A 25,420-nucleotide genomic window follows, 5' to 3' on the forward strand; every position below is an offset into this window, starting at 1 on the left:
GTTTAGTTATAGTTAAGTCTGTTGTATTCATTGATGTATTCGGTTTTGATTTTGGTTTCAATAAATTTCCGGTCTTCACGCTTAATATCTAAATTATGTTTTTTAACAGCTTTAACCACAATTTGTGATACCAATTGCTCAAAGTAATATTCATTTTTCAAAAGATCATTTTTATAGTAGACATTTTTATCTACTTCTTCTTTGATATTCTTTAATAAAAGGTGAATTTGTGTGTCTTTTAAAGATAAGTTATCTTTAATTCTTTTATGAATAGGAGGATACTTATAATCGTTGTTATATTTCTTGGCTAAAACTTCATTCCTATTTTGAATTTTTTCTAATTGTTTCAATAAAAAATCAAAAGTATTATTTAATTCATGATAATCTTGTTTATTAGAAACAGAAAATCCCTTTTTGTTTAATAATTCTATAAAAGCTTTCCAAAGACTAATAAATTCCGGATCCTCTTTATCTTCATTTTTATTAAATATAGAGATTATTTTTTGATGTTTTTCGTTTAAAACTTCTTCAGAAAGCATAGTGAGCTCATATTCGTTTGATTTTTGAAATTTAAAGCCAATACCAGACATCAGTTCATTAACAAAATACTTTACATCATTACTATTTTCAATTGCTTTTTTTTGATTAATAATATCAATTCGTTTTGAGATTATAGATATCATTTGTGCTAGATTATCAATTCTAATTGTGTTGAACTGCTTCTTAAGTTGATCGTTTCCGAATGTTTTTACAATATTAAAAGAATCTCTAGCATTTAATAATGATTTCTTTAATTCCAACAACTCTTCTTTTTCTTCAACTCTTGATATTTCTTTTGAAAAATCTTCTAGATTATCTGTTGTATATTTAAATACAAGTTCACGAGAGTTTTCAATATTCGCTATTAGTTTACTAGGATCTTCTAATATATCATTATATGTATCAATTGAGATATTAATATCAGCATCATTAAATCGATTTAATTCTTGCAGATAAGCAGCATTTGTTTGTTCGAAATTTTCTTTAATATCAGCAAAATCAATAATATAACCATATCTATTATCTTTGTATGGCCGATTAACACGCGTAATTGCCTGTAATAAGTTATGATCTTTTAGTTTTCGTCCTAAATATAAACGTTTAAGTCTAGGGGCATCAAAACCTGTTAAAAGCATATTATAAACAATCAATATATCGACTGTCATATTCTTTTTAAAGTCGTTTATAATTCGTTTTCTTGTTTCTTTATCATAAACATTATGTAGTATCAAATCAACTTTAAGATTTGATTTTCTAGTAGATTGATTATTTAATTCTGTTTGTGATTGTTCGAAAAGATTGAACAACGTTTGTGCTTGTGCAGCAGTTTCACAAATGATCATCGCTCCAATAGTATTATCGTTATTTCGAATTCTGAAATCATTTAAATCATTAATAATATATTTAGTCAACTCTTTTATATATGATTGATGCTCAATGATATAAGACTTTTTTATGTCCTTCTTTTGAACCAATCGATCTAATTCATTATATATTTTTGTTAATTTCTCTTTATAAAAAGTTTGAATATCTTCTATTATTATTTTTAAAGTATACCCATCTTTAACTGATTTATCATAGTAGTATGTATGGATATAATCTCCGAATATTTTTCATGACGCTTTTTCTTCTTTTAAAAGGGGCGTACCTGTTAGTGCAATCTTAATTGCATTTGGGTCGGCGTTGAATAAATTAGATAGAAAACTACCTTCTGGTTTATATCCGCGGTGGGCTTCATCAATAATAAAAACGCGTTGAAGGTTGGTTGCATATTTTGGCAATTCAACTCTAGTGTTATCTTCAGCAAATCTTTGGATATTAACGACCGTTATTTCTAAATTACCACTATTCCCTTCCTTTGAATTATAATTTCTGAATTGTTGCATTAACTCTTCTCTAGTGTTAGCTGTTTTAACTAATAATCCCCTAGATTCAAACTCTTGTTTAGCTTGCTCAAGTAAATCAATCCGGTCAACGATGAAATAAAATTTAGTAACTTTATTTCTAAATGCAAAATAATCATTGATATATCTAGTTAAAAAATATGATAAAGCAGTTTTCCCGCTTCCTTGCGTATGTCAAATTATCCCGGATTTTATGTTTTTATCTAACTTTTCTTTAATTGCTAAAGTAGCGAACATCTGTTGATATCGCATTATATGTTTTTGATTAATTGTAACTATTGAACCATCTACTTCTTTTGTTGAATTAATATAAGCTATGCCATATTTAATTAAGAATAATAATCGTCCAAAACTACATAAAGAAGTGATGATTCTATTTGTTGGTGTTGTTATGTCTAAATTACTTTGATATTCTTTAGTTTTATGTAAAGAGTGGTAATTAGAATTACTTAAAATTAATTTTTCTATTTCAGGATCGATGTCTTTGTAAGAATAATTTTCATAAAAATGAAATTCATTATTGTTTATTGGTTCTTCTCTGAAGCAATTAAAGAAGGCTTTCTTTTTGTCTATTGTTGAATAAAAAGCTCCCTCAATTGGAACAACCCCATCATTTGATGCATATTCCATATTATTAGAGAAAATCATTAACTGAGTAATGTTTAAGAATCTTCTGAATTTTTTATTTGGCAATCTTTCATTATTCATTCGTTCACTTTCTGCAACTATTCCACCTGGATTATTTGGGATTTTAACTTCGATGAAAGCAAGTGGCAATCCGTTAATAAATAATGTAATATCAGGTCTAAAAGATTCTCCTCCATTTTCACACGAAAATTCTGTTGTACAATGAAAAACATTGTTTTCTATATTTTCAAAATCAATTAGTCTTGTTTCAATAGAAAGTAGTCTTTGATAAAAACTTTGACCTAAATCATCATTATTTAATTCCATCTTTATTTCGGATAAAATTTGTTTAGGGTCATTTTTATGATTAGGATTTAGTTTTTTGAATTGTTGCTCAAAAACTTGAAGCAAAATATTAGTATCAGGATCATAAAGATCATTAGCTTGATCTTTATGAATAATTGGTAGATATTCATATCCTAATCTTGTTAAATGAACTAATGCAGGTAATTTAACCCTTGTATCTTCATTAAATTTATTTTCTGCCATATGAAAAGATGTGCTTTTTACAAAGCTCCTATTCAATTATTATAAAAGATATTTAAAAAATATGTTGAGTTTTAATAGATACTTTTAATACTAATTTATGATGTCTAATAATTAGTATGAATACCAATAGAAAATTGATCAATATAAACTTTATAAATAAATTATTTAGATGTGATTTAAGTATAAATACTTATATTTGAAGTTAGAAAAGAAGTATACATTTTATCTATTATTTAGAGAATTATCTACTCTTCTTATGTTTATGTTCGAATGTATTTGTTTTAATTTAATAATTAATGTATAGCAAATTTAAAAATATTTAGTTTATATTGGTTTTTAGATAAGGGGGCAAATTAATGTTTTTGTCTTATGGTAATTTGCTTTTATTGATTAGCTTATAGGTTTATTTGTTATTAAGACTTAGATATTTTTGAGTGATTGATATTTCCTTTTCTTAATCATTCGATTTTTAGAATAGGTGGGTTTCAAATTTTTTATGTTGCTTTTTACTCTTGTTTAGATGATAAAGAACATTAGTATTTGTGTTTAAGTAAAAGAATGTCTCTAACACAATCCCTAAAATTAGATAACAACAAAACAATACAAACCGGAACAACCAAATGAAATGAACCCTAAAAGTTGGACAACCAACGAAAGGATTCATTTTTCATGAAATTAACATACAAAGATAAGTTAGAGATCTACTCTTTGTACAAAGAAAAAGATTTTTCATTTAATAAAATTGCAAAGAAATACAATTTAAACAGAACCGTTGTTTGATACATTATTCGGTTAATAGAAAGGCATGGAACTAAGATTGTTTATCGTTCTAGGAATAAAAAATATTCTAAAGAATTCAAAAAAGCAGCAATTGATCGTGTTTTGCTTAACGGTGAAACTTATGTAAGGGTATCGATAGAATTAGGATTATCTAATGTTGGTTTATTACACTCATGAATTAAATCTTTTCTTGAAAACGGGTATAATGTTGTAGAGAAAAAGAGGGGCCGTAAACCATATGAACAAAAAGCAAGAAAACAAGACGAACATCTCATTGAAGCAAGAAAATGAACTTTTACGAAAGCAGAATTTACGCCTTACCATAGAGAACGAATACTTAAAAAAATTAGATGCCTTAGTTCAGAAAAGAGAAAACCAACAAAAGAAGAAATAGCTCAAGCTATCACAGAACTAAGGCAAGAATTGTTATGTAGTTTGAGATTCATTTTAGAAGTAATTAATAGCAATCCAAATTGTCCAGGCATTTCAAGAAGTGATTATTATTACCACCTTAAAAAGGTAAGTAAGGATCTGAAAAACAAGGAAATAATGAGCCTTATCACTGAAATTTATTACCACCACAAAAAACGCTATGGATACCGTAGAATCACACTAGAATTAGCAAATAGAGGGATTTTAATTAATCATAAAAAAGTGAAACGTTTAATGAAACTAATGGGATTATTTGCTCTAACTCCTAAAGCTAAATATCGATCATACAAAGGCGATTTAAATGGGGTAGTGAAGAGTCATCTATTAATCAAGATTCAAGATCAAGTTGCTCATAAAACTTATTATCAACGAGATTTTTCAACCACTTCTTGTAATCAAAAATGAACAACTGATGTTACTGAATTTCGCATCACTAATAGCAAAGTATACTTATCACCAATTATGGATATGCACAATAGAGAAATTATTGCTTTTAATATTTCAACAAGCCCTAACTTTCAACAGACAGTTAAGATGATTGGTGAAGCTTTTCAAAAGTTTGAAGACTTAAGTGGGTTAATATTGCATTCAGATCAAGGCTGACAATATCAAATGCGCCAATACCGCCAAATGCTAGCTGAGAAAAATATTATTCAATCAATGTCGCGAAAAGGTAATTGTCTTGATAATTCGCCTATGGAAAATTTCTTCGGTAAACTAAAAAACGAAATGTTTTATGGTCATGAATCTGAATTTAAAACGGTTGAAGAATTAATCCAAGCTATAACAAACTACATTCATTACTATAATAACGAAAGAATACAAGTAAAATTAAAAGGATTGACTCCTGTACAATACAGGCATCAATCCTTATAACAATAGACAAGAATTAATTTGTCCAAAAAATCGGGTTCACTACAAAATCTTAACCTCCTTTTTTTTTTTTTTTTTTTTTGCAAAAAAAACAATGAAGTTTCTATAATTCAAAAAGCTTTTTAAACTCTTTAAATTAAGGGTTAAAACTATCACATTACAATAACGTATTTAAAAGGTTTTTGATATGAGTAAACTAAACAACAAATCAAAAAAGGGAATTATTATCGGAGTAGTTGGTTTTATTACTGCTTCTACTATAATAGGACTTGCATCTGGAGTTACTGTAAGTAAACAAAACAACGATAAAAAACAATCATCTGAACTTTTAGCTAAGAAAACTGAAACAATCACTAAAATTAACCAATTACCAGAATTAAAAAACGAGCAAATAACAAAGTACACTAATGATGTAAACAATGCTAAAACTATAAATCAAGTTGATCAGGTTTTAGCTAATGCTATTGCTTCTAATAATGCTAACAAAACAACTAAAGCAGCGAATTCTTTATTAGATAAGAAACAAACAGTAAAAAATGAAGTTGATGCTTTAGTTGATTTGACTAATCAACAAAAGCAAATATTTAAGAATCTAATTGATCAAGCAGATTCAAAACAAAAAGTAGATTCGATACTAAACGATGCTAAAAATCAACAGCAATCTAACAAAGCCTTAGAAGAATTAAAAAAAGCAAAAAGCCAAGTGATTGAACAAATCAACGCACTTACTAATTTAACAAATGAACAAAAAACAAACTTTAAAACACAAATAAATCAAGCTAAAACAATTGATATGGCACAATCGCTTTTAAAAGAAGCTAATCGATTAAATGAAACTAATGAACAAGCTAAAATTCAAGAAACTGAAGAACTTAAAAATAAGAAGAATCAAGCAACAAACACTATAAATCAATTAACTGATTTAACATCTGATCAAAAAACAAATTATATAAACCAAATTAACTCTGCTAATTCAATTCAAAATATTGATTTAGTTTTAGAAAATGCTAATAAACAAAATGAAGATAATAGAACTAAACAATTAAACAATAGCGGTTCATCTAATGCTGATCAAAATACTCAATCTCAGAATAACACATCACAAGGTCAAAATAACAACAAGCCTATCTTAAATAACAAAAGTCCAAATGATCAAGATCTTGAAAAACAAAAGTTAGAGCAAGAGAGAAAAGAAATTTTAAATAGATATAACGACTTTGTAAAAACTATAGAAGATTATATTGAAAAGGAGCTATCTGATCAGAAATATAATGAATTAAAAACAAATCTTGAAAAAGTTATTGCAGAAACCCAACCAATTGTAAGTAATTCATCAACAACTAAAGAACAATTAGAGCAAGCTATTGAAAAATTAACAACAGTTAAAAAAGATGTTGAAAATAAGAAACTTGATATAGTAAAAGAAAATGCTAAAGAAAGTATTGAGCAGTTATCTAATTTAGAAAAAGCAAAGAAAGATGAATATAAACAAAGAGTTGTCGATGCTAACTCAGAGAATGATATAAATCTAATTTTAGAAGAAACAAAAAGCGATGATGAAAAGTCAAAAGCATTAAAAATACAAGCTGAAAAAGAGAAAGAAGAACAAGCAAAATTAAATAAGAAAAAAGATGATGCTATTAATAAAATCAATATGTTTTTAAGCTTAGATAAAACAAAACAAGAAACATTCATCAAAGAAATTCAAAAGATCAATGATACTAAACAAGCAGAACAAATCAAGAATATTCTCAAGGAAGCTGAACAAGAAAATCAAAAAGCCGAAACTTTGAATCAACAAAAAGAGACAGCTAAAAACAAAATAAGTGGATTTTCTTCATTAGATACTAAAAAACAAGAAGAATATAAACAACAAATTTCATCAGTATCTGATGAAGCGAAAGTTGATGAAATTCTAAAAAGAGCTGAAGCAGAAAACAAGAATGAAGAAAGTAAAATATTAAACCAAAAAAAGAAGAAGCAAAAAATAAAGTTTTAGAATTTGGTACCGAGGAACCAACATTCTTCAACAAAGCGTTTGAATATTATGAAAAAATAGGGAATGCTAAAACATTAAACGATGTTGAAAAAATACTAACTCAAGCACAGGAAGAATACAATGCTGTTAAAAGTAAGGTGAGTTAATATAATTAATTTATACAATTTATTGATAGAACAACAAAACTTCAATATTTAACATATGCTTAGTCATAAATATTTAAAATAATTTCTTAAAAACCTTAAACAAAGGCGCATCTCTTTTAAAAACATAAGGTTTTTTATTATTAGACATTAATAATCTTATTGCAAAACAATAAAAGAAACCAACCAAACTCTTTTGCGGAAATAAAGAAGATATAGTTCAAATATAGTTTTAATTTTACATACTTGTTAATTATGAAACGATGGACTAAATAACTTGAATTTTCTAAAATGAATTTATATCTACTACACCATTAGATATTTAATACTTTAGTTAGGAATCATCAATAAGTATTTAAGCTACATATTTTGAGATGTTATTAAAAATACTCTAAATAAAACTTGATTTTTATTGGTATAAAATGTGCTTGTTATTTATTTACTAGTATTAAAATTAATAGATTTTTGCTTTGTGCATAAGTCAATTTTTTATTCTAGAAAGTACTTTAATATATGAGCAAATTTATAAATAAGAAAGGTCTTATCTTAATGGTAAGCACGATCCTTATTGGATCATCAATTGTAGCAGTTGCTGCTGCATGTAATGATAAAACACCTAATCCATCAAAGAACAAAGAAACTAACACTCAACAATCTTCAAGTTCAACACCAAAAATTATGACTGGACAAGAAGATAAAATGAAACCTAAGGCACAAGCCAAACAAACAAACAAACAAACAAACAATAATCCCAACACAAGTCATAATCATAACAACTCAACAATGGAACCAAACTCAAAATCAGGTGATGAAATAAAGAATGGTTCAAAAACTGATGAGAATAAAAATAACTTAGGCAACTCTACTACAAACGATAGTACTAAAAAGCAAAATGCTAACCCACCTGTTGTAAAAAAACGGTAATCAAGCACCTATTCAACCAAAAACAGAAGCAGAAACAACACCTAAAAATCCAGATCAAACCAATGGAAATAAAGTTGATAAAAACTCAGCTGAAATTGAATCTGCTAGAAACGAATACAATAAAACAAAAGAACAACTAGACACTCTTCTTGAATCGTTAGATGAAAGTTCAGATTTTACTGCAATAAAAGAAAAATTAACACAAGAATCTGCAAAGATTGATGCGAATACAAAAGCCAATCAAACAAAAGATGGATATTTAAAAGCTAAGGATGAATTAGAAAAAGCTATTTCTGAAGCTACTAAATCAAAAAAAGCAAAAGAAAATGAAATTAACAAATTGAAGGATGAGACGAAAGAACAATTTGTTCCAATTGCAGCGAACCAACCAGAAATTCTTAACAGCAAGCAATTGACTGATTTCTTTAAGAAGTTAAAAGAAGCAAAGAGTACAAAAGAAATCAACGATTCAAAAGAAGAATTTAAAAAATATATAAACGCTTTTGAAGAAGAAAGTAACAAATACGAAGCTGGTAAAAAAGAAATTGATACTTGGATCGAACAAAATTTGAAAGACAATAAACACAGTGAAATAAAAAACAATCTTTTAAGTGAAATAGAAAGAATTCATAAAGTTATATTAGTTCCTGATTTCGATAAAGATAAATTTGCAAAAGCGTTAAAGGAATTAAAAGAAAAGAAACAAGAAGCTGAGTCTATGAAGAAGGAGTTAGAAGATCGACGTCAAAAAGCATTAGAAGAGATAGGGAAAATACCATCTTCGTATGAGAACGGAATTTTATTTGAAATAGAAGATAAAGAAGGATTTACTAAGCAAATTAATGATGCTAAAAACACATCTGAAATTGAAAAAATTATTGAAATTGCAAGAAATAAAGCAAAATCTTATGGTAGTAAATAAAACTATCTAGAACCTAAATAATCTATAAACTCAACAAATTATACTTCTCTTTATAAAGGGGAAGTTTTTGTTTTGATCACACCTTAATCCTTATAAATTAGCAAAAAAGACCCATTTTTGATTAAATATCAAACAGCCAAAAGCTTACCAAAGTAGGTTTTTTATAGATGAAATAATTTTTTGTTATAATAGTCTTCCAAGGTTAATTAATATATTTAATTAGATATTGGCACAAGATTTATTGGCTTAATATAATAGGTATTCTTATGAAATTAAAACAGAAAATTATAATTGGAATCGCGGTTGCAACTAGTATTGCAGCTACTGCTATAGCTTTAGGGGTTGCTTTTGGAGCAACTGGTTTTGAAAACAACACAAATGTTAAAACTGTTGTTTATAAAACAAAAGTTGATGAGAAACAAAAAGAAACTGACGATTTACCTCCTGAAATCGAAGAACCTAAAAAAGAAGAGAAAAAACCAGAACTTAAGCCAGAACAACCAAAAGAAGAAATTATTGAAGAAAAGCCAAAGGAAGAAAAACCTAAGGAAGTAAAGCCAGAACCAAAGGAAGAGCCGAAAGAAGAACCTAAAAAAGAACCAGAACCAGTTCCTGAACCAACGCCTGAACCTAAAAAGATAGAAGAGGAAGATATCAAAAAGAAATTCCCTGATCTTATTGAATCTGATACACCGATTGAACCTCCAAAAATTGAATTTAAACCAGATACGTCAAAAGAACCACTTTTAGCAGATGATCCTGAAAAACCAGTTATTGAACAAAAGATTCCATCTCCGCGAAAAACAAAAGTTCAATTTGAAGGTGTTGATATTGATGTAATTGTTCGAGACAAACCAAATAGAAAGTACTACCAATCAGATATCGACAAGGGACTAGTAGGTCCAGATCCATTTATTGCTGACACTACACCAGACATTGAACATGTGTTTGTAACTGAACAATTTAGACAAGCAGGAATTAAACATACTAAAAGTCGTTTTAAAGAATTTATTGGTAGTGCAGGAACAAGTGGACTAAATAAAGAGTTTAGAACAAGAAAAGCAGATGGTGACTTATCTTTATTAATTAGTCAAAACGAACAATATTGACAAAGACAAATTGAAAGATTCATTCGTTTATTTCAAACGGATCGTGTTAGAGATTTCTTAACTCCAGAAGGTTATGAACAATACCCAAATTGAACTGTTGATAAATTCAAAGAAGAGCTTGAAAAATTCGAACTACCACGACATCCATATGCTAGTGATGAATCGCACGCAAACGAAGTTAGAAAATGAAAAGCACAAATTCCTAAACGTGCTGAACAAATGCGATATGTTAAATTGCTTGCTCACTTAGATGAAAGCAAATTCAAAATTTATTCACCAGAAGCAGAAGAACAACTTAAAAAAGGGTATATTCCAGACGATCGAAACCTTTACATTAACGAACGTGGTGAAATCGATTCAAACGCTTATTCACCATTACCTGGTTATAATAAAGTTGTAAATTCAATTAAAAGACAAAACAAAGAACGTCGTGCTATTCCTTATGATTCTGAATACACAAGAACACCAGACCAAATTGTTCAAGGAAGTTATCCTGGTTGAACAAGAGAAGATGCTAAAGGTGATTCTAGATTCACTAAGTATAATATAAACAACATTCAAGGAATTGGCGTTTATAAATTAACACGTCCTCAACAAAGTGATGGTAGTATTAATGAAGCTTTAGTAGTTGAATTTGATTTTAATGATAATTTAGCTTATGAGAAATCTCGACAATTAGTTAGAGATCTTAAAAATGACGGTATCACTATTAATTCTTATCGATTTAAGAATGTTGGTAAGAAATCAAATGATCAAAAGATGATTGATATCTTAAAAGAATTACCTGAAACTTTAGATCAATTAGAAATCTTCTTTGAGAACCAAAATACTTCTTCATTATTAGCATTAAGAAGTAAGAAGTTAATTAAAGAATTAAGTTTATATACAACATCTAATGCTTTGGCTGAAGAATGATCAATTAACCCATTAGCTTTAATGAATGTTAGATGGATAAACAGTTTAGATTACAATGTTCCAGTTGATGCTCCACAAGGAGTTAGATACCCTTCTCGGATTGTATTTAATAATTTAGCTTTTGATGAAGAGAATATTGATACAAATTACACAACCGATTGAAAACGACGTTACAGACACATTAACAATGGATTAAGAATGGCTTATTGAGTTCGTAACAATGAAGGGATTTTCCAAACTATGGGTTCTGGACTAAATCCTGATCATAATGAAAAAGGAAATAGTTATCCAACAGGTTTAGATTTATCTAGAACAAGTCTTAAATCATTAAGAGGTTTATTGTTTGAAGATAAGAAGAATCCAGCAAATGGTAAACGATTATTAAGAAGATTAGTGTTAAAGAATAATAATTCAGAATTTGAAATTGATGCATCTGAACTAAATGAAGCACAATTTGATGTAATGGATCGAAGTCCAATGCTAATGCCACCAACTAAAATCCTTTTCTCAAACGGGAAAACAACTACTCATATAAGAATTACAGATACTAGCGGAGTTGGTTTAAACTCAACTGGTTTTGAAAACTTAAGTATCTTAAAACAATTAGCAGTAGATAATTTCGGAAACAATGAAATCAAAGTTGATAATCAATATGCTAATTTATCTAAATCACTAACTGAACGTGGTTATAAAGTATCTGGTGATCAACATCTAGAAATTACATAATAAATACAAATAGCTTAAAATATAAGTGAGGTGCTATATGAAAAAAGTAATTAATAAAAAATGATTAGGATTAATTGTTGGTTCTGTATTTGTTTTATCTGCAACAGCAGCTGTAGCTGCTTCATGTAATAATGAAAAGAAAGATGATAATCCTCAACTTAATCAACAATCTCAAACTAACTCAGTAACTACACCACTTCTTGATCCAAAAGATACATCTAAAGAAAGTTATAAACCATCTAATGAAGATTTAGCTAAAATTAGTAAAGCTGCAAATGATTTAAATGTTACATTTACTCAATTAGCAAACCGACCAAACTTAAAATCATCAGATATAATGTTTGATCAAATTGAACAAGAATCAATTAAGTTTGAAATCAAAGGTAATTATGCTAACGAATTTGAAGGTAAGGTAGCAAATATTGCTCCAGATCTTGATGAACATAACAATAATGTTTCATTCCGTACAGGTAAAGCAAAAATTATTCTTGAACTTAAGCATATTCCAACTAGTACTAGTGTAACTAAAACAGTATTAATTGATGACTTAAAAAGTAATCCCGCTAATGCTAACTCTAAAGGTCAAATTCAACATATTGCTAGAGCTCCATCTAAGAGTGAGGTTAATAACTATTTAACTACATATACTCAATTACAAAGATTTGAAAAAGATAATAACCCTTATGTTGAGAGTTTAAGAAGATACCGAGCTACAAGCCAAGGACTTCCAGCTGATGCTCCTTTATCTGATGTAATCAAAAATGTTAAGGTTACAGAAAATCAAAAAGCAGAATTTGATAAAAAAGCAAAAGCACTTAACTTAGATACATATGATAATCAAGCTGTTAAAGCTTGAACTATACCTAGTTATGATGAAACAGGAAAAGTTATTGGTTTAAATATTCAAGATAATCCTGGTCAACAAGCAAGTTGAGTTGATTATTACAATAGACTAGCTTATAGATCAAGTGGTCTTGCTAGAACATTAACCAACCAAACTTATAAAGATATAGCATTACAAACTTATATCATTAAATTCACTAATCAAGATCCAGAACATCCACATGATGAGCTTAAAAGTGTTATAAATGGTGGTACTGCTTGAATTCTTGACTATGAAAAACCAACGAATGGTAGTAAATACCCAACTAAATGGTATTTAGCAACTAACATTCACGTTGCTAATGATTTAACTGATGAAACTAAAAATTTATCTTTAACTAGAATAAATAATGATGTTGGTATTGGTAAAACATTAAGAATTGATGGTTTAGATGATAACTTTAGTACTTTCATATTTGATATGAAAAAAATGAAAAAGAAACCAAAAGTTGTTTATAAAGCTGTTGACTTCTTAAATAAAGATCCAAGTGATTACTTAGTTGAAGAACAAAAGCAAAAGTATAAAGATTACAAAGAATATGCAGATTTTGCTGTTATTGAAATTGATCTAAGTGGTGTTGAAGAAAATGCTTTAGATTATGGTAGAAATCCACTTTCTAATTTCCCTAGAGAAGATTTAAAAGACGGAGAAAAATTTGCTAGACATATGACAGATGGCTATGCAGAAAAGCCTGAAGAAAAGAAAATTAAATTCTTAAAAGAGTCATATTTAAAGAATTATAAAAAAATTGATGTTCCTTTAGCTGATCTTAGCAAGGATGCTAATAAAGATAAATATGATTTCTTATATGCTTTAGGATATCCATCATCAGTTGGTGATTACTTCTTAAAACAATATGTTGATGACGATCAGAAATTAGTTGCTAAATGACATAGAAGTCTTTGAATTAATCAAAATGAAAAATTCTATGAAAAGATTTCTGTTAATGAATTAACTAATGAATCAACATTTAGTAAAGAAGAATTAGAACGTGGTAACATTATGTCTTATCAAATTGGCCTAAGAACCTTTATTGATAAACCAGGGTTATCTGATGCGTTTATTGGAGTTCCGTTTATTACAAAAGAACCGCTAGAAACTAAAGTTACTGATGACCAAAATAATGAAAAATCAGTCAAATTAATTCAAATGGGATTACAATACTTACCTCGTCACTACGAACCAACAGGTGGTGCTTCTGGTAGTTCGATCAGAAACCAAAAGAATGAACTTGTTTCAATTTTCCACTCTTCTTTCTTAAATACAATTACTGGATTATCAGCAGCATTTAGATCTGAAGGATTTAATTATAACGGTTTATATGGTGATTACAATCTTCCGCAATATGATTTAATTTATGGTGGCGGACAAGATCAGAAAAAAGATAAATATGGATCATTTAAAGATGCATTAAAAGCGATGTATCCAAATAGTAATATGAAAACAGCTTTATTCCCTGAAGGTGTAGATCATGAATATCAAGAATTTAAATTTACTGAACTTGCCAAGCCATCATCATCATCATCATCATCATCATCATCATCAAACAACTAATTAATAATCATTTAAATAAAGTTAAAAAAACATTAGGTTATCACACAAGAAACCTAATGTTTTTTATTAACTATTTAATCAAAATACTATTTCTTAATCGCTTTATAAAATCAAGGAACAGAATATTTGAATGGATGATTTAAAGCTTGTCTTAAAATCATATGTCCTACAGAGTTTTTAAATGATTTAGAATCAATTGGATTTTCATTTTCTCAATTAATCCCAAAGAAGTTATTGGTTTGATTATCATAAAAATAACCAAAACTTTCACCACCCCTATTTCCGCCCCGTCATGTTGCTACATAATCACCATCACCAGCTCAAACAGCTGTTCCTGAGTTTCCTTGTCCAAATTTCATCGGTGAATAGTTTGGATATTGTTCGAATGAGAATTTTTCATCAAGGATTTTAGGTCTAAAATCAACATAACCTGTCATAAAACCTCAATTAGGGAAACCAATATGAGCAAATGGATTTAATACTGGCACAACATTATTGTAGTGATCAATTGATTGATTCATTTTAGTTGGTTTTTGATTTAAAAGGTTTTCAAACTTTTTAATTAAATCAGATTTAAAGTTTATTTTAGCGTCCATTAAAGCTTTATCATAAGTACTATGAGTTAATTGAATATCATAAGATGAGTTTGATGCATTTCCTTGTTTATTAACTAATTCGTTTACTGAACTATGGTTATAATTACTTGATCTATTATTTCCAACATAAAGTAATTTAGTTCATTTTTCTTTTTCTCTACTATCAGTAAATTGTAATGGTGTTGTGTTACTGAATTGTTCAAATTTATAACCATTATATAGTCAAGAATCTCACTTATTTAAAGGTAAACCAAATCATAATCAATCACCACCATGAATTTCAAGTGGTTCTTTTGAATTCTTTGGATAAACACCACTATCATTAGCATTGTTGTTAGCAGCAAATTTACCAACATGATAATTAGAAATGTAATATAAGCTTAAGTCACTTGGATCATCATTTACTTTAGACACAAACCCACCAGACCCATGTCCACCAACTCTTGTAACATATTTAAATGAGTTATCTCTTACCTTATTTATTAACTCTCAGTCTCGATTTGTAGTTCCTCAATCATCTCTTATCCATTGAACATCTGGAATGAAACCATCATGGTGTTTTCAATAAACGTTTTGGTTAGGGTTGTAGATTGTTTTATTTGCATAATATGATGCATCGTTGTAAAGTAAATGTAGATCATCTTTAGCAGATGTGTTAACTTTATTGTAATCATATAAATTAGTTTCACCTAATCCAAAATCAGATTCATTTTGAATTGAGTTAGTATATGACATACTAATTTTCATTGGAACATAAGGGATAATAACCGCTCTAGTTTGATCAAACATACTATTACCATTAGGATATTGGTTTTGTGGTAAACCTAACTTAATACCATATGGTGAATCAATTTTAAAACTAAAGTTAATGTTATTTTCTTGATCATAACTTATTGTTAATAAATAATTAATATTGATTTGTTTGTTATCTACTATTTCAGAGAAAGTGCCAGAGTGTTTAAATGGTGTTTTAATTAATTCTTCAAAATCAACTTTAACTTTTATTTTGTTATCTTCAGATAATAAAACTCTTATTGTCTTCTTATGATCAAAAACAAGCATATTAGCGTATAGTTCTAAATCAAGAGAGCGGTTGGTTGATTCCTTGCTTAATAATGTGTGTTTGATATATTTATTATTCATTGTTCAAACAGCTTCATTACTTTGTTTTAAGCTTCATCTTGCATCATGAATATGAGGTTCTAATTCTCTTATTCTTTTTACTTGTTGATTATCATAATAAACAGTTTTTAATTTATCATTGATATCTCAATTTAATTCTTCTTCTAAATTACTTGAATCTTGTTTAGTGTTGCCAACCAAATACCAGTTTTTAGCAGTTATTCATTGTTTGTTGTAATTAAGAACTTTAAAACGAACAAACATTTTATCAGCTTTATATTGTTTAACTTCAGCAATTTTAAAATAGTCTTTCTTTAATTTAAAATCTTTATAAATAATGAAACTATCATCAATTAATAAATCTTTGTTTAGATCGCTATTCTTTAAAGTTATTGCTTGGTTTAGTTCTTCCAGATTATTTTTTCATTCTTGTGCTGTTTTAGAAGCAAGAAGTTCCTTGTTAAATGATAAATTATCATATGTAATATTATTTAACATTATTTCTGGATATAGATTCTGTTCATAATCATTGATTATGTTATTTAAAGTAAAGACTTTATTTGGGCTATATCTTTTTGTTCTATCTTTTTTGTCAACGAACCCTATTCTAAAACTTATCTTATAGTCTTCTAATTCTTTTATATCATAGAAATAGTAGAATGTTTGAGATATTAAATAATTAGTGTCAGCGTTGGATAGTGATATGTTTGGTGGTGTTGAACTTCGGTATTGATCAATATATTCGCCTGGTTTTTGGTTTTCACTAGTTTGTCCAGTTCTTTCATGTTTTCATTTTAATGTTAAAAAGTAATTAGCTTTAATACTTGCTTTTTGGGCAAGTAATTTTTTGATGTTTAGATTTCTGTAAAGAGTAAAGCTTTTTTCATTAACAGCTCTACCTTGCACTTTTCTAAAATCAATGTCTGCTTCATTTAGTTGATTGGCAGCTTCTATGATTATTTGATCTAATTGATTAGTCGATTTAAAATCATCAGCTACAAAGAACTCATTATTTTTTGGCTTGATAAAATCTTCATATTGATATCTTTTAAAGTGTTCAATTTTATGAGTTATTACAACCGCATTATCAACTCATTTATATTCATTATTTTCATCTTTTTGTTGAATCGATCATTCGATTTCAGCAGCTCCACCAAATTGATCGCCAGCATCATAAGCCTTAATAAGTTTTTTAGGAGCAATTCTATATTTACCAAAGGTTGGTAAATCATATAACTGCTCTAATTTTTCAATAGCTTGATCTGGATAAATATCACTATGAGTTATTTTTGAATTTCGCTTAAGAAATATTCTCAATAAGATTTCAGTTTTTGATTTAATTATTTCTTCTGCTTTTTTATAATCAATTTCATCAGGATTATCAGTTGCTAAGAAATCAAAAGTTTGTTTAGTAGTTAATTCTTTTTCAAACAACACATTACCATTAAATAAGAATTGAACAGTTGCTACTAGTTTTTGATCTTTATATTCTAATATAGCTTTAATTTTGTATTCAAAACTCTCTTGTAAATATTTATGCTTTCTTGAAACAAACGGGTGTTTTTGATCACTATAAAAAACAAACTCTTGTGGTTTATTTACTTTATCAAGATCAAAAGCTGTTTTAAATTCATCAGCCTTTAAACGAGATAGTTCATAATAATCAACATCAAAAATCTGATCTAATTCACTAATTGCTTGTAATTTATTAATTTGTTCAACAACTTGTGAATATTCTAATTTAAAGTTAATAGTTTTTGATGATGTTAATGATTCGTTTATTTTATGAGTAATTTTATATGTAATGATTGATTCACTATAATCATTGTTTAGTTTAATGTTATCAACTTTAAAATCTAAGTCTAGGGTGTTTAAATTTTTAAGTAATATAGAAGCTGTTTGATTATTTAAAGATGTTACTTTCATAAACCTTTTTAAATCTAAAGCTTCTCATTTTTTAAGATTCTCATCAACTATATTATTTGCATTAAATTGGTTGTTAACGTGATTAGTAAATACAGAATTTAAACTTGAACTATCATTAGTTGTTTTCTCTCATTCACTAATTTCTTTATTAAGTTGATTAATTTGTTGATCAGAAGATAGCGATCAGAAATGATATTATTGTTTGTTAATAAGATTTTATAAAAAGCAAAAGCTTTGTTTCCACCATATTTATTTTTTACAATATTGTCTTTAATCTCTTTTATAGTTGCATTTAATTTAACATAGTTAGGATTAGTGTTTGATTGTTGTTTTAAGTTGTCTTTATTAATTGGTTTAGATTCTGGGGTTGTTTGGTTTTTGTTAATTGATTCTAATTGTTTGTTTTCTTTGTTTTCATTGTTTAATTGATTAGGATTATTTACTTTGTCTGTTTTGTTGGTAGTGTTATCTTTTTTATCTTTTTTATCTTTATCTTCTTTAGAGTTGTTGTTGTTGTTGTTGTTGTTGTTGTTGGTTGTCTTAATCAACTTCTCTAAATCTAAATGAAGTTGATTTTTAATGAATGATTGTAACTCTATCACTTTGATGTAATAAGAATCTAAAAAAGATGGATCATTAAGTTTAGATAAGTTTTCTGATTTTAGTAAGTCATCAATTTTTGGTTTTAGTTGTTGTCTTTGATCGTTTGATAATTTAGCTAAATCAACTTGCTGTAGAAGTTTAATGAATGCATCAATCTGTTGTCTAATTTTTTCTTTATTAACATCATTACTTTTATTTAATTGTTTTGTTTGTTGATCCTTCTTAGGTTCTTGTATTGGTTTAGAATCTTCTTTTGAACAAGCAATCAAAATAGATGCAGGAACTGAACCTACTACTAACCCAGCAATTAAGCTATAAACCACTTTTTTCTTAGTCATATTATTACCTTAAATCAATATGTTATTTAACATATTTACTAATCAATTAACAATTAATAACTAATTATAAACCATTATTTTAATAGCTAAAACTAAATTGGTTTTGAACATTTTAACAGTTATTCTTTTAATCATAGACAAATAAAAATCCCACTAGTTTTAGTGGGATCAATATTAATAACTTTATTTAAAAACTACCTGATGAAACAGAACTAAATGGCTTGTTCTTATCATCTTCTTTTTGTTCAATCTTCCGATTAAACTCTTCTTGTTCTTTTGTGTTCGTTTGGTGTGTGGCTAATACAAGTTCTGTTGCTTTGTTTCGATAAGCTAATTTTTCTTCAATTGTTAAATCAACAAATTTCTTTTGATCAGCTTCTATTAGTTCATTTTCTTTTGTTGTAATATTATCAAATAAATAACTAGATAAAGATTGTTTTTGAGTTATTACAAAATGATCATATTGGTTCATAATCTCATTGAGATTATTTAAATAGTATTCACTTCTTGGATCATCTTTTTCTTGTTCTAATTTAGCTATACTTGCTTTTGTTGATTGTTCTAATGAAATCTTAAGTGAATAGAAATTCATAAATCCAACAACAATAGTAGCAAATAAAATAACAACTACAAATAAAGCAATATACATATTTTTCTTTGCATTAAATGCAGCTACTAAATTAGTATGATAAGCTATAAATACTTGATCTGTTTTATAGGCATTAAAACTAGATGGAGCAATAGCATTTGCTACAGTATCACTACTTGCAAAATCTACTCCAATACCAATATAAGAGAGCATAAAAGCAGCTAAAGCAAAACCAGATGCTAAATACATTGTAGTAAACATATTATGTTTTAAGAACTTAGGGCTTATTGGATATTCTAATTTAGCTTTGATTTTTTTATTTGCAAAATAATATCCAACAATAATTCCTGCACTTAACATTAATAAGACAATAGGAACAATATATCCAGCAAGTGAGTATTCATTAAAAGGTTTTAAGCTTTCAATAAAATACCCATTATTATGATTAAATAATTTTTCTATATCATTTGTTTGTAATTGTTCTAAGTTGTTAATATCAATGTAAGGTTTGAATTGGTTATATCAAACACCAAAACCAACAGCAATACTAACAACTCCTAAAATTCCAACTAAAACAATTAGATAATTAACTAAGCGTTGTTGCATACTACTCCTTTCTAAATACAAGTATTAATCAGATTAGCTAATAAATATAAACTAGCAGTTTCAGATCGTAAAATCGTTTTTGTTAATTTAATAAATATTGTGTTTGTTAATTGTTTAAGTTCATCTATTTCTTCTTTAGCAAAACCACCTTGTGGTCCAACTACACAAGCGATTTTAGTAGCTATTTTAATATTTGTTAAATAATCATTAAAATAGTTAACTTGTTCATTCTCATAAGCAACAATGATTAAATCAAAATCAGATGCTATTTTAATCAATTGGCTAAAACTAGTTTGTTCATAATAATTCATTAAATTAGTTCTAGCTGATTGTTCACTTGCTTCTTTAATGATTTTTAAGACACGATTAGTTTTAATTAATTGTGAATCATTAACATACTTAGTTATTAATTGATAAAAGTTAACAATACCAAGCTCTGTTGCTTTTTGCACACTTCATTCAAAATTAGAAGGTTTAATACTTGCTTGAAATAAACTAATTTCTTTATTTAATTCACTATTAGTATTTAAAACAGAAATAGTATTAACTTGAAGTGGATCAAGATTAATGATTTCAGCTAAATATTTTTGGTTATTGTAAACAACATTAATTTGTGATCCAACTTTCATTCGCATCACATTAACTATATGATGTTTATCTTCTGTCTGTAAATAAACACGCTTGTTTTTAATTTTATTAACAAAGTAAGTTTGCATTATTTAATTAAACGATCTAAAATAGCATTAATATATTGAAATGAAATAGCATCACCAAAGTTTTTAGCAGTAATAATTGTTTGATCAATTAAAACATCTTTTGGTGTTTTAATAATGATTGATTCCGCATAAGCAGCAATTAATAATGATCGATCAACTAATGATAAACGTTCTCATGATCAGTTAGTATTTAAGAATGGTTTAATTAAGTTAATGATTTGATCACATTCTGCAATAACAAACTCAGCAGCTTTTAATCATTCATCACTAAAATCAAAATGTAATAAAGCATTTTCAACCATTTTTAATGGATCATTTTTGTTTTGTAAAAAAGCGTAACTAAATTGAAATAACTTAACCCTTTTTTGTCATTGTGTACGCATCTATAAATCAGCCCCTAAACTAATACGTTTAGTATAAATTCCTAAATTAGAATGAATAAAAGCTGATAGATGGTTTTGGATATTTCTAATTTCTGCTAAATCAATTAATTGGTTTTGTTTTGGTTTAATCATGACATTAATATCTAATTCATTATCATCAGCTAAGCTAACTTGTAATTGATTTAATTCTCAAGAACCATTTAAGAAGACAGATAAGTTTTGTTTGATGTATTGTTGTAAATCATCACAACTGATTTTAATGCTACCTTGCTTTGAATTATTAATTACAATTAATTTCTTCATTACTATTTAGCTCTTCCCACATACTGTCCATCAGCTGAGTTAATAACTACTTTTTCGTTTGATTTAATAAATTGAGGAACTTGGAATTCTCATCCTGAATTTAATCAAGCACGCTTTGTAGCCATTTGTACAGAGTTACCTTGAACAGCTTCTTCAGCTTCTTTAATTGTTACTGTTAATTGATCTGGTAATGAAACACCCATGATTTCATTTTCATAACGCATAATTGAAACTTCTGTTTCTTCTTCAATGAAGTTTTTTTCTCATTGAATTTGATCATAAGGAATTGAAATTTGTTCATATGTTTCATTATCCATAAACACATATCCAACTCCATCATCATAACTAAACATCATTTTTAGTTTTTCGATCATTGCTTGTTCAACTTTTTCACCAGTTAATACTTCAACTGTAATTGCCCCAGTTCTTAAGTTTTTAACTTTACATTTAACAATTCCTTCACGCATTGCTGTTTTGTTAAATGAGTTTTCTAATACTTGATAGATGTTATTTTTAAAATGAAAAGTGTGACCTGGTCTTAAATCTTTTGCATGAATAATAGTTGCCATTAGTCTTTACCTCGTTAAGAACACAATATATAAATTATACAAAATTAAGCATTATATATTTAGAATAAAAATAATAAACTAGTTGATTAAAAAAAGTAATTATTTAACGAATTAAGTAGTAGAGATAACTAAAGGAAAATATCATTATGATTTTTGCAAACAAAGGAATGTGCTTTGAAACCTTAATCAACCAATCAATCTATCGGTTTAATTACTCTTATAATGCTTTTTTTATTAAAAGAGATCTTAAAGTTAAAATCAATAAAATTGAAGACAATAAAGTAAGTGGGCAGTTAACTTCTAAATCACAAGCTGATTATTATGGTTTTTATCAAGGATATTATTTTGACTTTGAAGCTAAACAAACAGTTAATGATTATTTTGATTTAAACCAAATTAAAGATCATCAATTTAATCATTTAAAATTAATTGCTAATAATAAAGGAATCGCTTTTGTATTAGTTGGTTTTGTTAGTTATCAGAACTATTTTGCAATCAAAATTAATGACTTAATTAAGTATTATCAACAATACAAAAAGAAAAAGATCAGTTTAGAATGATTTCAAAATAATGCAATTACATTACATTTAATATTACCTGGCATCTTAGATTTTGCTGATTTAGTTAACCAATTAATAAGGATGTAGCTTTATAATATACAAATATAAATACTAAAATAAAGGAATAGATGAGATGGTTCTTAAAACTAAAAAACAAAAAATAATAACAGGATTATGTGCTGCTTTACTTATTCCTGCTTTAATATCAGTTCCTATTTTAGCTACTTATGTAAATCAAAAACAACCAAAAAAAGAAGTAAATAACCAAACACCAACTAGAATTAGTGAACTATCTGATTATGAACAACATATTGAAGAAACAGCTAATGATAATGCTGTTGATTTCTTCGTTAATGATTGATCATCTTCATTTGGGTATTTACACCAAATTAGTTTAATTTATGCTAAACAAGCAATTAATAAAACTAATAAAATAGCATCTAAGAAAACAATTGTTTTAGTACCTGATCCTGAATTTAGTCACTCTGATTATTATTTAAATCATAAGCGTGAAAACAAAGCAGCAACAAGAGCTAATTGAAACCAATTAGCAAATGATAATGTGTTTTTATACAATAGTTATAAAGATACTAAAGCTTATAAAGATAATCCACCAACAGTCCCAATTATTAGTGAGTTTAGTTCACAAACAATTGATTATCATCTAAGTTGGTTTGATCAAGATCAAAAATATAACTTCTATTTACATCATTTCTTTTTTGATCGATTAGTTGATCAAAATGAATGATATACAATTTTACGAATGATTAAACAAGCTAATAAGATTGTTTTAATACCAGATGGTAATGCTGAACTTAGATATAGTTATTACGATTATTTAAAACATATTAAAAACCTTAAACAAGCAAATATAGCTTTTGATAAACAAACACTTAATCAACATATAACTAATATTAAGAACTTAAAAACCGATCAAGAACTTAATAACTATTACAACAAACAGATGCAAGGTAACATTAGCTTACTAACAGCAATGTTTAATTCTGATTTATTTGTAGATATTGGAATTGAACCTGATTTTTATAAAACATCAGCTTTTAGTGAAATCTCTGATCATTTATATCCAATCATTAGAAGTAATTTAAACTTTAAATCAGTAGCTGATAAATTATTATTAACTGATGATGCTCGAACTCGATTCATTAACAAATATCAATCAAGTTTCTTTTTAAATGATAAAAAACTAACTGATTTTATTATTTCTAAAAATAAAACAATAGATATTAATAAACCAAATCTAGTTTTTGTTGGTTCATCACTTTTTTATAAAGAAGATCCTGAAAACATTGAACATGTTTACAAAGAACTAAGAGCATGAGTAGCTGAAATCAAAAAGAAATATCCTAATGCTAATTACATTTTTAAATTACATCCAATCTTTAATGTATTAGATCAAGAAGGATATATTAGAAGATTCTTTGATGAAGAGAATATCATTATCTTATCAAGTACCATTCCATTTGAAAACTTATTATTAGTTGATTATTATAATCATTTAAATAATAAAAATGATTTTAGTTTTTTAAATCAAAAAACTTATTTATGAGGTTTTCAACCAACAACTTCTTTAATTGTTACATCAACCTATATTCTCAACTCACTTGATTACAACAATAAAGCCTTAGATATGTTTGATTTAAATAATTTCTTAGTTGCTCAAACTTATGATGTAGTTAAAAGGGGAGATCATAAGATTGGAGTTAATTATAAACCAGTTAATATGAAACATATTGATACAAGCTATAAACCACTAGTTGAGCTTAAAAAACTAAAACCTTATAAATTAACTTAAAACATCTATAAAAAGCTTATTTTTTAAACTAGCAAAATGATTTGCTAAGTGTTAAAATATAAATAATGTAATATTTTGTATACAACAACGAAGTTAGGGATATTAAATGAAATTTTTTAGAAATTTGCTATGAGCAATTTCATTACCATTCGTTGCAGTTTATTTATTAGTTCTTATCGGGTTAGCTAGATTAACTGCCAAACGATATTTAAATGATAAAGATAGCGTTGATTTGTATGAACGTTATAACAAAGTGATGCGAATCGTTAATGGGATTTTATATTTAAAAAACATTAAAGTAGAAGTTCATAACACTGATTTTAAAATTGCTAATAAACCAATGTTATATGTTGGGAATCATAAATCAAATGGGGATGCACTAGTTTTATTAAAAGCTTTACATAAAAGAAGTATGCAATGCATTAGCTTTGTAGCTAAAGTAGAACTTAAAAAAAGCTTTTTAGCCCCATTGTTTGATTTATTAGATGTAGTTTATATTGATCGTAATAATTTAAGACAAATTATCACTACAATTCCAGATCAAGAAGCATTATTAAAAGATACTAATCGAGGACTTGTTATTTTCCCTGAAGGAACACGTAACTTTAGTGATGAGTTTAATGAGTTTAAAGCAGGAGCATTAACTGCTGCTTATATTACAAAAGCTACAATTCAACCATTTACTATCTTAAACTCAGCAGGTTCATTTGATAGTAAAGATCACAATAACAAACGATATAAAAAGTTATGATGAAACCAAAAGGTAATTGAAATCAAATTCTTAGATCCAATTAATGCTGTTAAATATATGAACATTAACAAAGAGAAAATGATCAAACAAGTTCAAAACAACATTAAATCAACATATGATGAACTAAAAAGCACACAAACTAAAAGCCTTAAAAGTAAAAAATAGT

The 25,420-nt window shown here is 27.2% G+C and carries 17 protein-coding genes; 9 read left to right on the forward strand and 8 right to left on the reverse strand.

Going from position 1 to position 25,420, the window contains the following annotated elements; translation table 4 throughout:
* Nucleotides 1-2 precede the first annotated feature (2 nt).
* Nucleotides 3-3,119 (reverse strand): type I restriction endonuclease, encoded by a 3,117-nt coding sequence (locus JM47_RS00735; RefSeq protein WP_208895109.1) that lies wholly within the window; start codon nt 3,117-3,119, stop codon nt 3-5.
* Nucleotides 3,120-3,788: 669 nt separating this feature from the next.
* Here JM47_RS00735 and JM47_RS00740 point away from each other — a divergent pair.
* The 6 genes from JM47_RS00740 to mip all read left to right on the forward strand — a co-directional run bounded on the left by JM47_RS00740 (nt 3,789) and on the right by mip (nt 14,379).
* Complete coding sequence (locus tag JM47_RS00740; RefSeq protein ID WP_318023472.1) at nt 3,789-5,207, forward strand: IS3 family transposase; 1,419 nt, start codon at nt 3,789-3,791, stop codon at nt 5,205-5,207.
* Nucleotides 5,208-5,391: 184 nt separating this feature from the next.
* Nucleotides 5,392-7,203, forward strand: coding sequence for a GA module-containing protein (locus JM47_RS00745; RefSeq protein WP_208895110.1), 1,812 nt, complete (start codon nt 5,392-5,394; stop codon nt 7,201-7,203).
* A 656-nt stretch (nt 7,204-7,859) separates the two neighbouring features.
* Nucleotides 7,860-8,270, forward strand: coding sequence for a Vmc-like lipoprotein signal peptide domain-containing protein (locus JM47_RS00750; RefSeq protein WP_208895111.1), 411 nt, complete (start codon nt 7,860-7,862; stop codon nt 8,268-8,270).
* A gap of 340 nt (nt 8,271-8,610) precedes the next feature.
* On the forward strand, nt 8,611-9,192 hold the full coding sequence (locus JM47_RS00755) for a hypothetical protein (RefSeq protein ID WP_208895112.1): 582 nt from the start codon (nt 8,611-8,613) through the stop codon (nt 9,190-9,192).
* Nucleotides 9,193-9,458: 266 nt separating this feature from the next.
* Entirely contained in the window at nt 9,459-11,942 is a 2,484-nt protein-coding gene (locus JM47_RS00760) for a putative immunoglobulin-blocking virulence protein (RefSeq protein ID WP_208895113.1), read from the forward strand.
* A 37-nt stretch (nt 11,943-11,979) separates the two neighbouring features.
* Nucleotides 11,980-14,379: an Ig-specific serine endopeptidase MIP gene (gene mip, locus JM47_RS00765; RefSeq protein ID WP_208895114.1), complete on the forward strand. Its 2,400-nt coding sequence runs from the start codon at nt 11,980-11,982 to the stop codon at nt 14,377-14,379.
* An 86-nt stretch (nt 14,380-14,465) separates the two neighbouring features.
* Here mip and JM47_RS00770 read toward each other — a convergent pair whose 3' ends face one another.
* From JM47_RS00770 to efp, 7 genes are all read right to left on the reverse strand, one after another.
* Entirely contained in the window at nt 14,466-18,023 is a 3,558-nt protein-coding gene (locus tag JM47_RS00770) for an MGA_1079 family surface serine endopeptidase (RefSeq protein WP_208895115.1), read from the reverse strand.
* A gap of 98 nt (nt 18,024-18,121) precedes the next feature.
* The gene (locus JM47_RS00775) at nt 18,122-18,964 is read right to left on the reverse strand and encodes a hypothetical protein (RefSeq protein WP_208895116.1); all 843 of its coding nucleotides are present in this window, start codon (nt 18,962-18,964) and stop codon (nt 18,122-18,124) included.
* Between the two features lie 187 nt (nt 18,965-19,151).
* On the reverse strand, nt 19,152-20,159 hold the full coding sequence (locus tag JM47_RS00780; protein WP_208895117.1) for a hypothetical protein: 1,008 nt from the start codon (nt 20,157-20,159) through the stop codon (nt 19,152-19,154).
* Between the two features lie 11 nt (nt 20,160-20,170).
* On the reverse strand, nt 20,171-20,875 hold the full coding sequence (locus JM47_RS00785; RefSeq protein WP_208895118.1) for an RsmE family RNA methyltransferase: 705 nt from the start codon (nt 20,873-20,875) through the stop codon (nt 20,171-20,173).
* On the reverse strand, nt 20,875-21,258 hold the full coding sequence (locus JM47_RS00790) for a transcription antitermination protein NusB (protein ID WP_208895119.1): 384 nt from the start codon (nt 21,256-21,258) through the stop codon (nt 20,875-20,877). The genes JM47_RS00785 and JM47_RS00790 overlap by 1 nt, the downstream gene beginning before the upstream one ends.
* On the reverse strand, nt 21,259-21,561 hold the full coding sequence (locus JM47_RS00795; protein ID WP_038101646.1) for a hypothetical protein: 303 nt from the start codon (nt 21,559-21,561) through the stop codon (nt 21,259-21,261).
* A gap of 2 nt (nt 21,562-21,563) precedes the next feature.
* Nucleotides 21,564-22,130 carry an elongation factor P gene (gene efp / locus JM47_RS00800; protein ID WP_038101649.1) on the reverse strand — a complete coding sequence of 189 codons (567 nt, stop codon included), beginning with the start codon at nt 22,128-22,130 and terminating at the stop codon, nt 21,564-21,566.
* Between the two features lie 146 nt (nt 22,131-22,276).
* On the opposite strand from efp, the gene JM47_RS00805 reads away from it, so the two are divergent.
* The 3 genes from JM47_RS00805 to JM47_RS00815 all read left to right on the forward strand — a co-directional run bounded on the left by JM47_RS00805 (nt 22,277) and on the right by JM47_RS00815 (nt 25,419).
* Complete coding sequence (locus JM47_RS00805; RefSeq protein WP_208895120.1) at nt 22,277-22,777, forward strand: Holliday junction resolvase RecU; 501 nt, start codon at nt 22,277-22,279, stop codon at nt 22,775-22,777.
* A gap of 46 nt (nt 22,778-22,823) precedes the next feature.
* The gene (locus JM47_RS00810) at nt 22,824-24,503 is read left to right on the forward strand and encodes a hypothetical protein (protein WP_208895121.1); all 1,680 of its coding nucleotides are present in this window, start codon (nt 22,824-22,826) and stop codon (nt 24,501-24,503) included.
* A gap of 106 nt (nt 24,504-24,609) precedes the next feature.
* Complete coding sequence (locus JM47_RS00815; protein WP_208895122.1) at nt 24,610-25,419, forward strand: lysophospholipid acyltransferase family protein; 810 nt, start codon at nt 24,610-24,612, stop codon at nt 25,417-25,419.
* Nucleotide 25,420 lies beyond the last annotated feature (1 nt).

The organism is Ureaplasma diversum (genome assembly GCF_000941095.1).
In the GTDB taxonomy this organism is placed as follows: Bacteria; Bacillota_I; Bacilli_A; order Mycoplasmatales; family Mycoplasmoidaceae; genus Ureaplasma; species Ureaplasma diversum.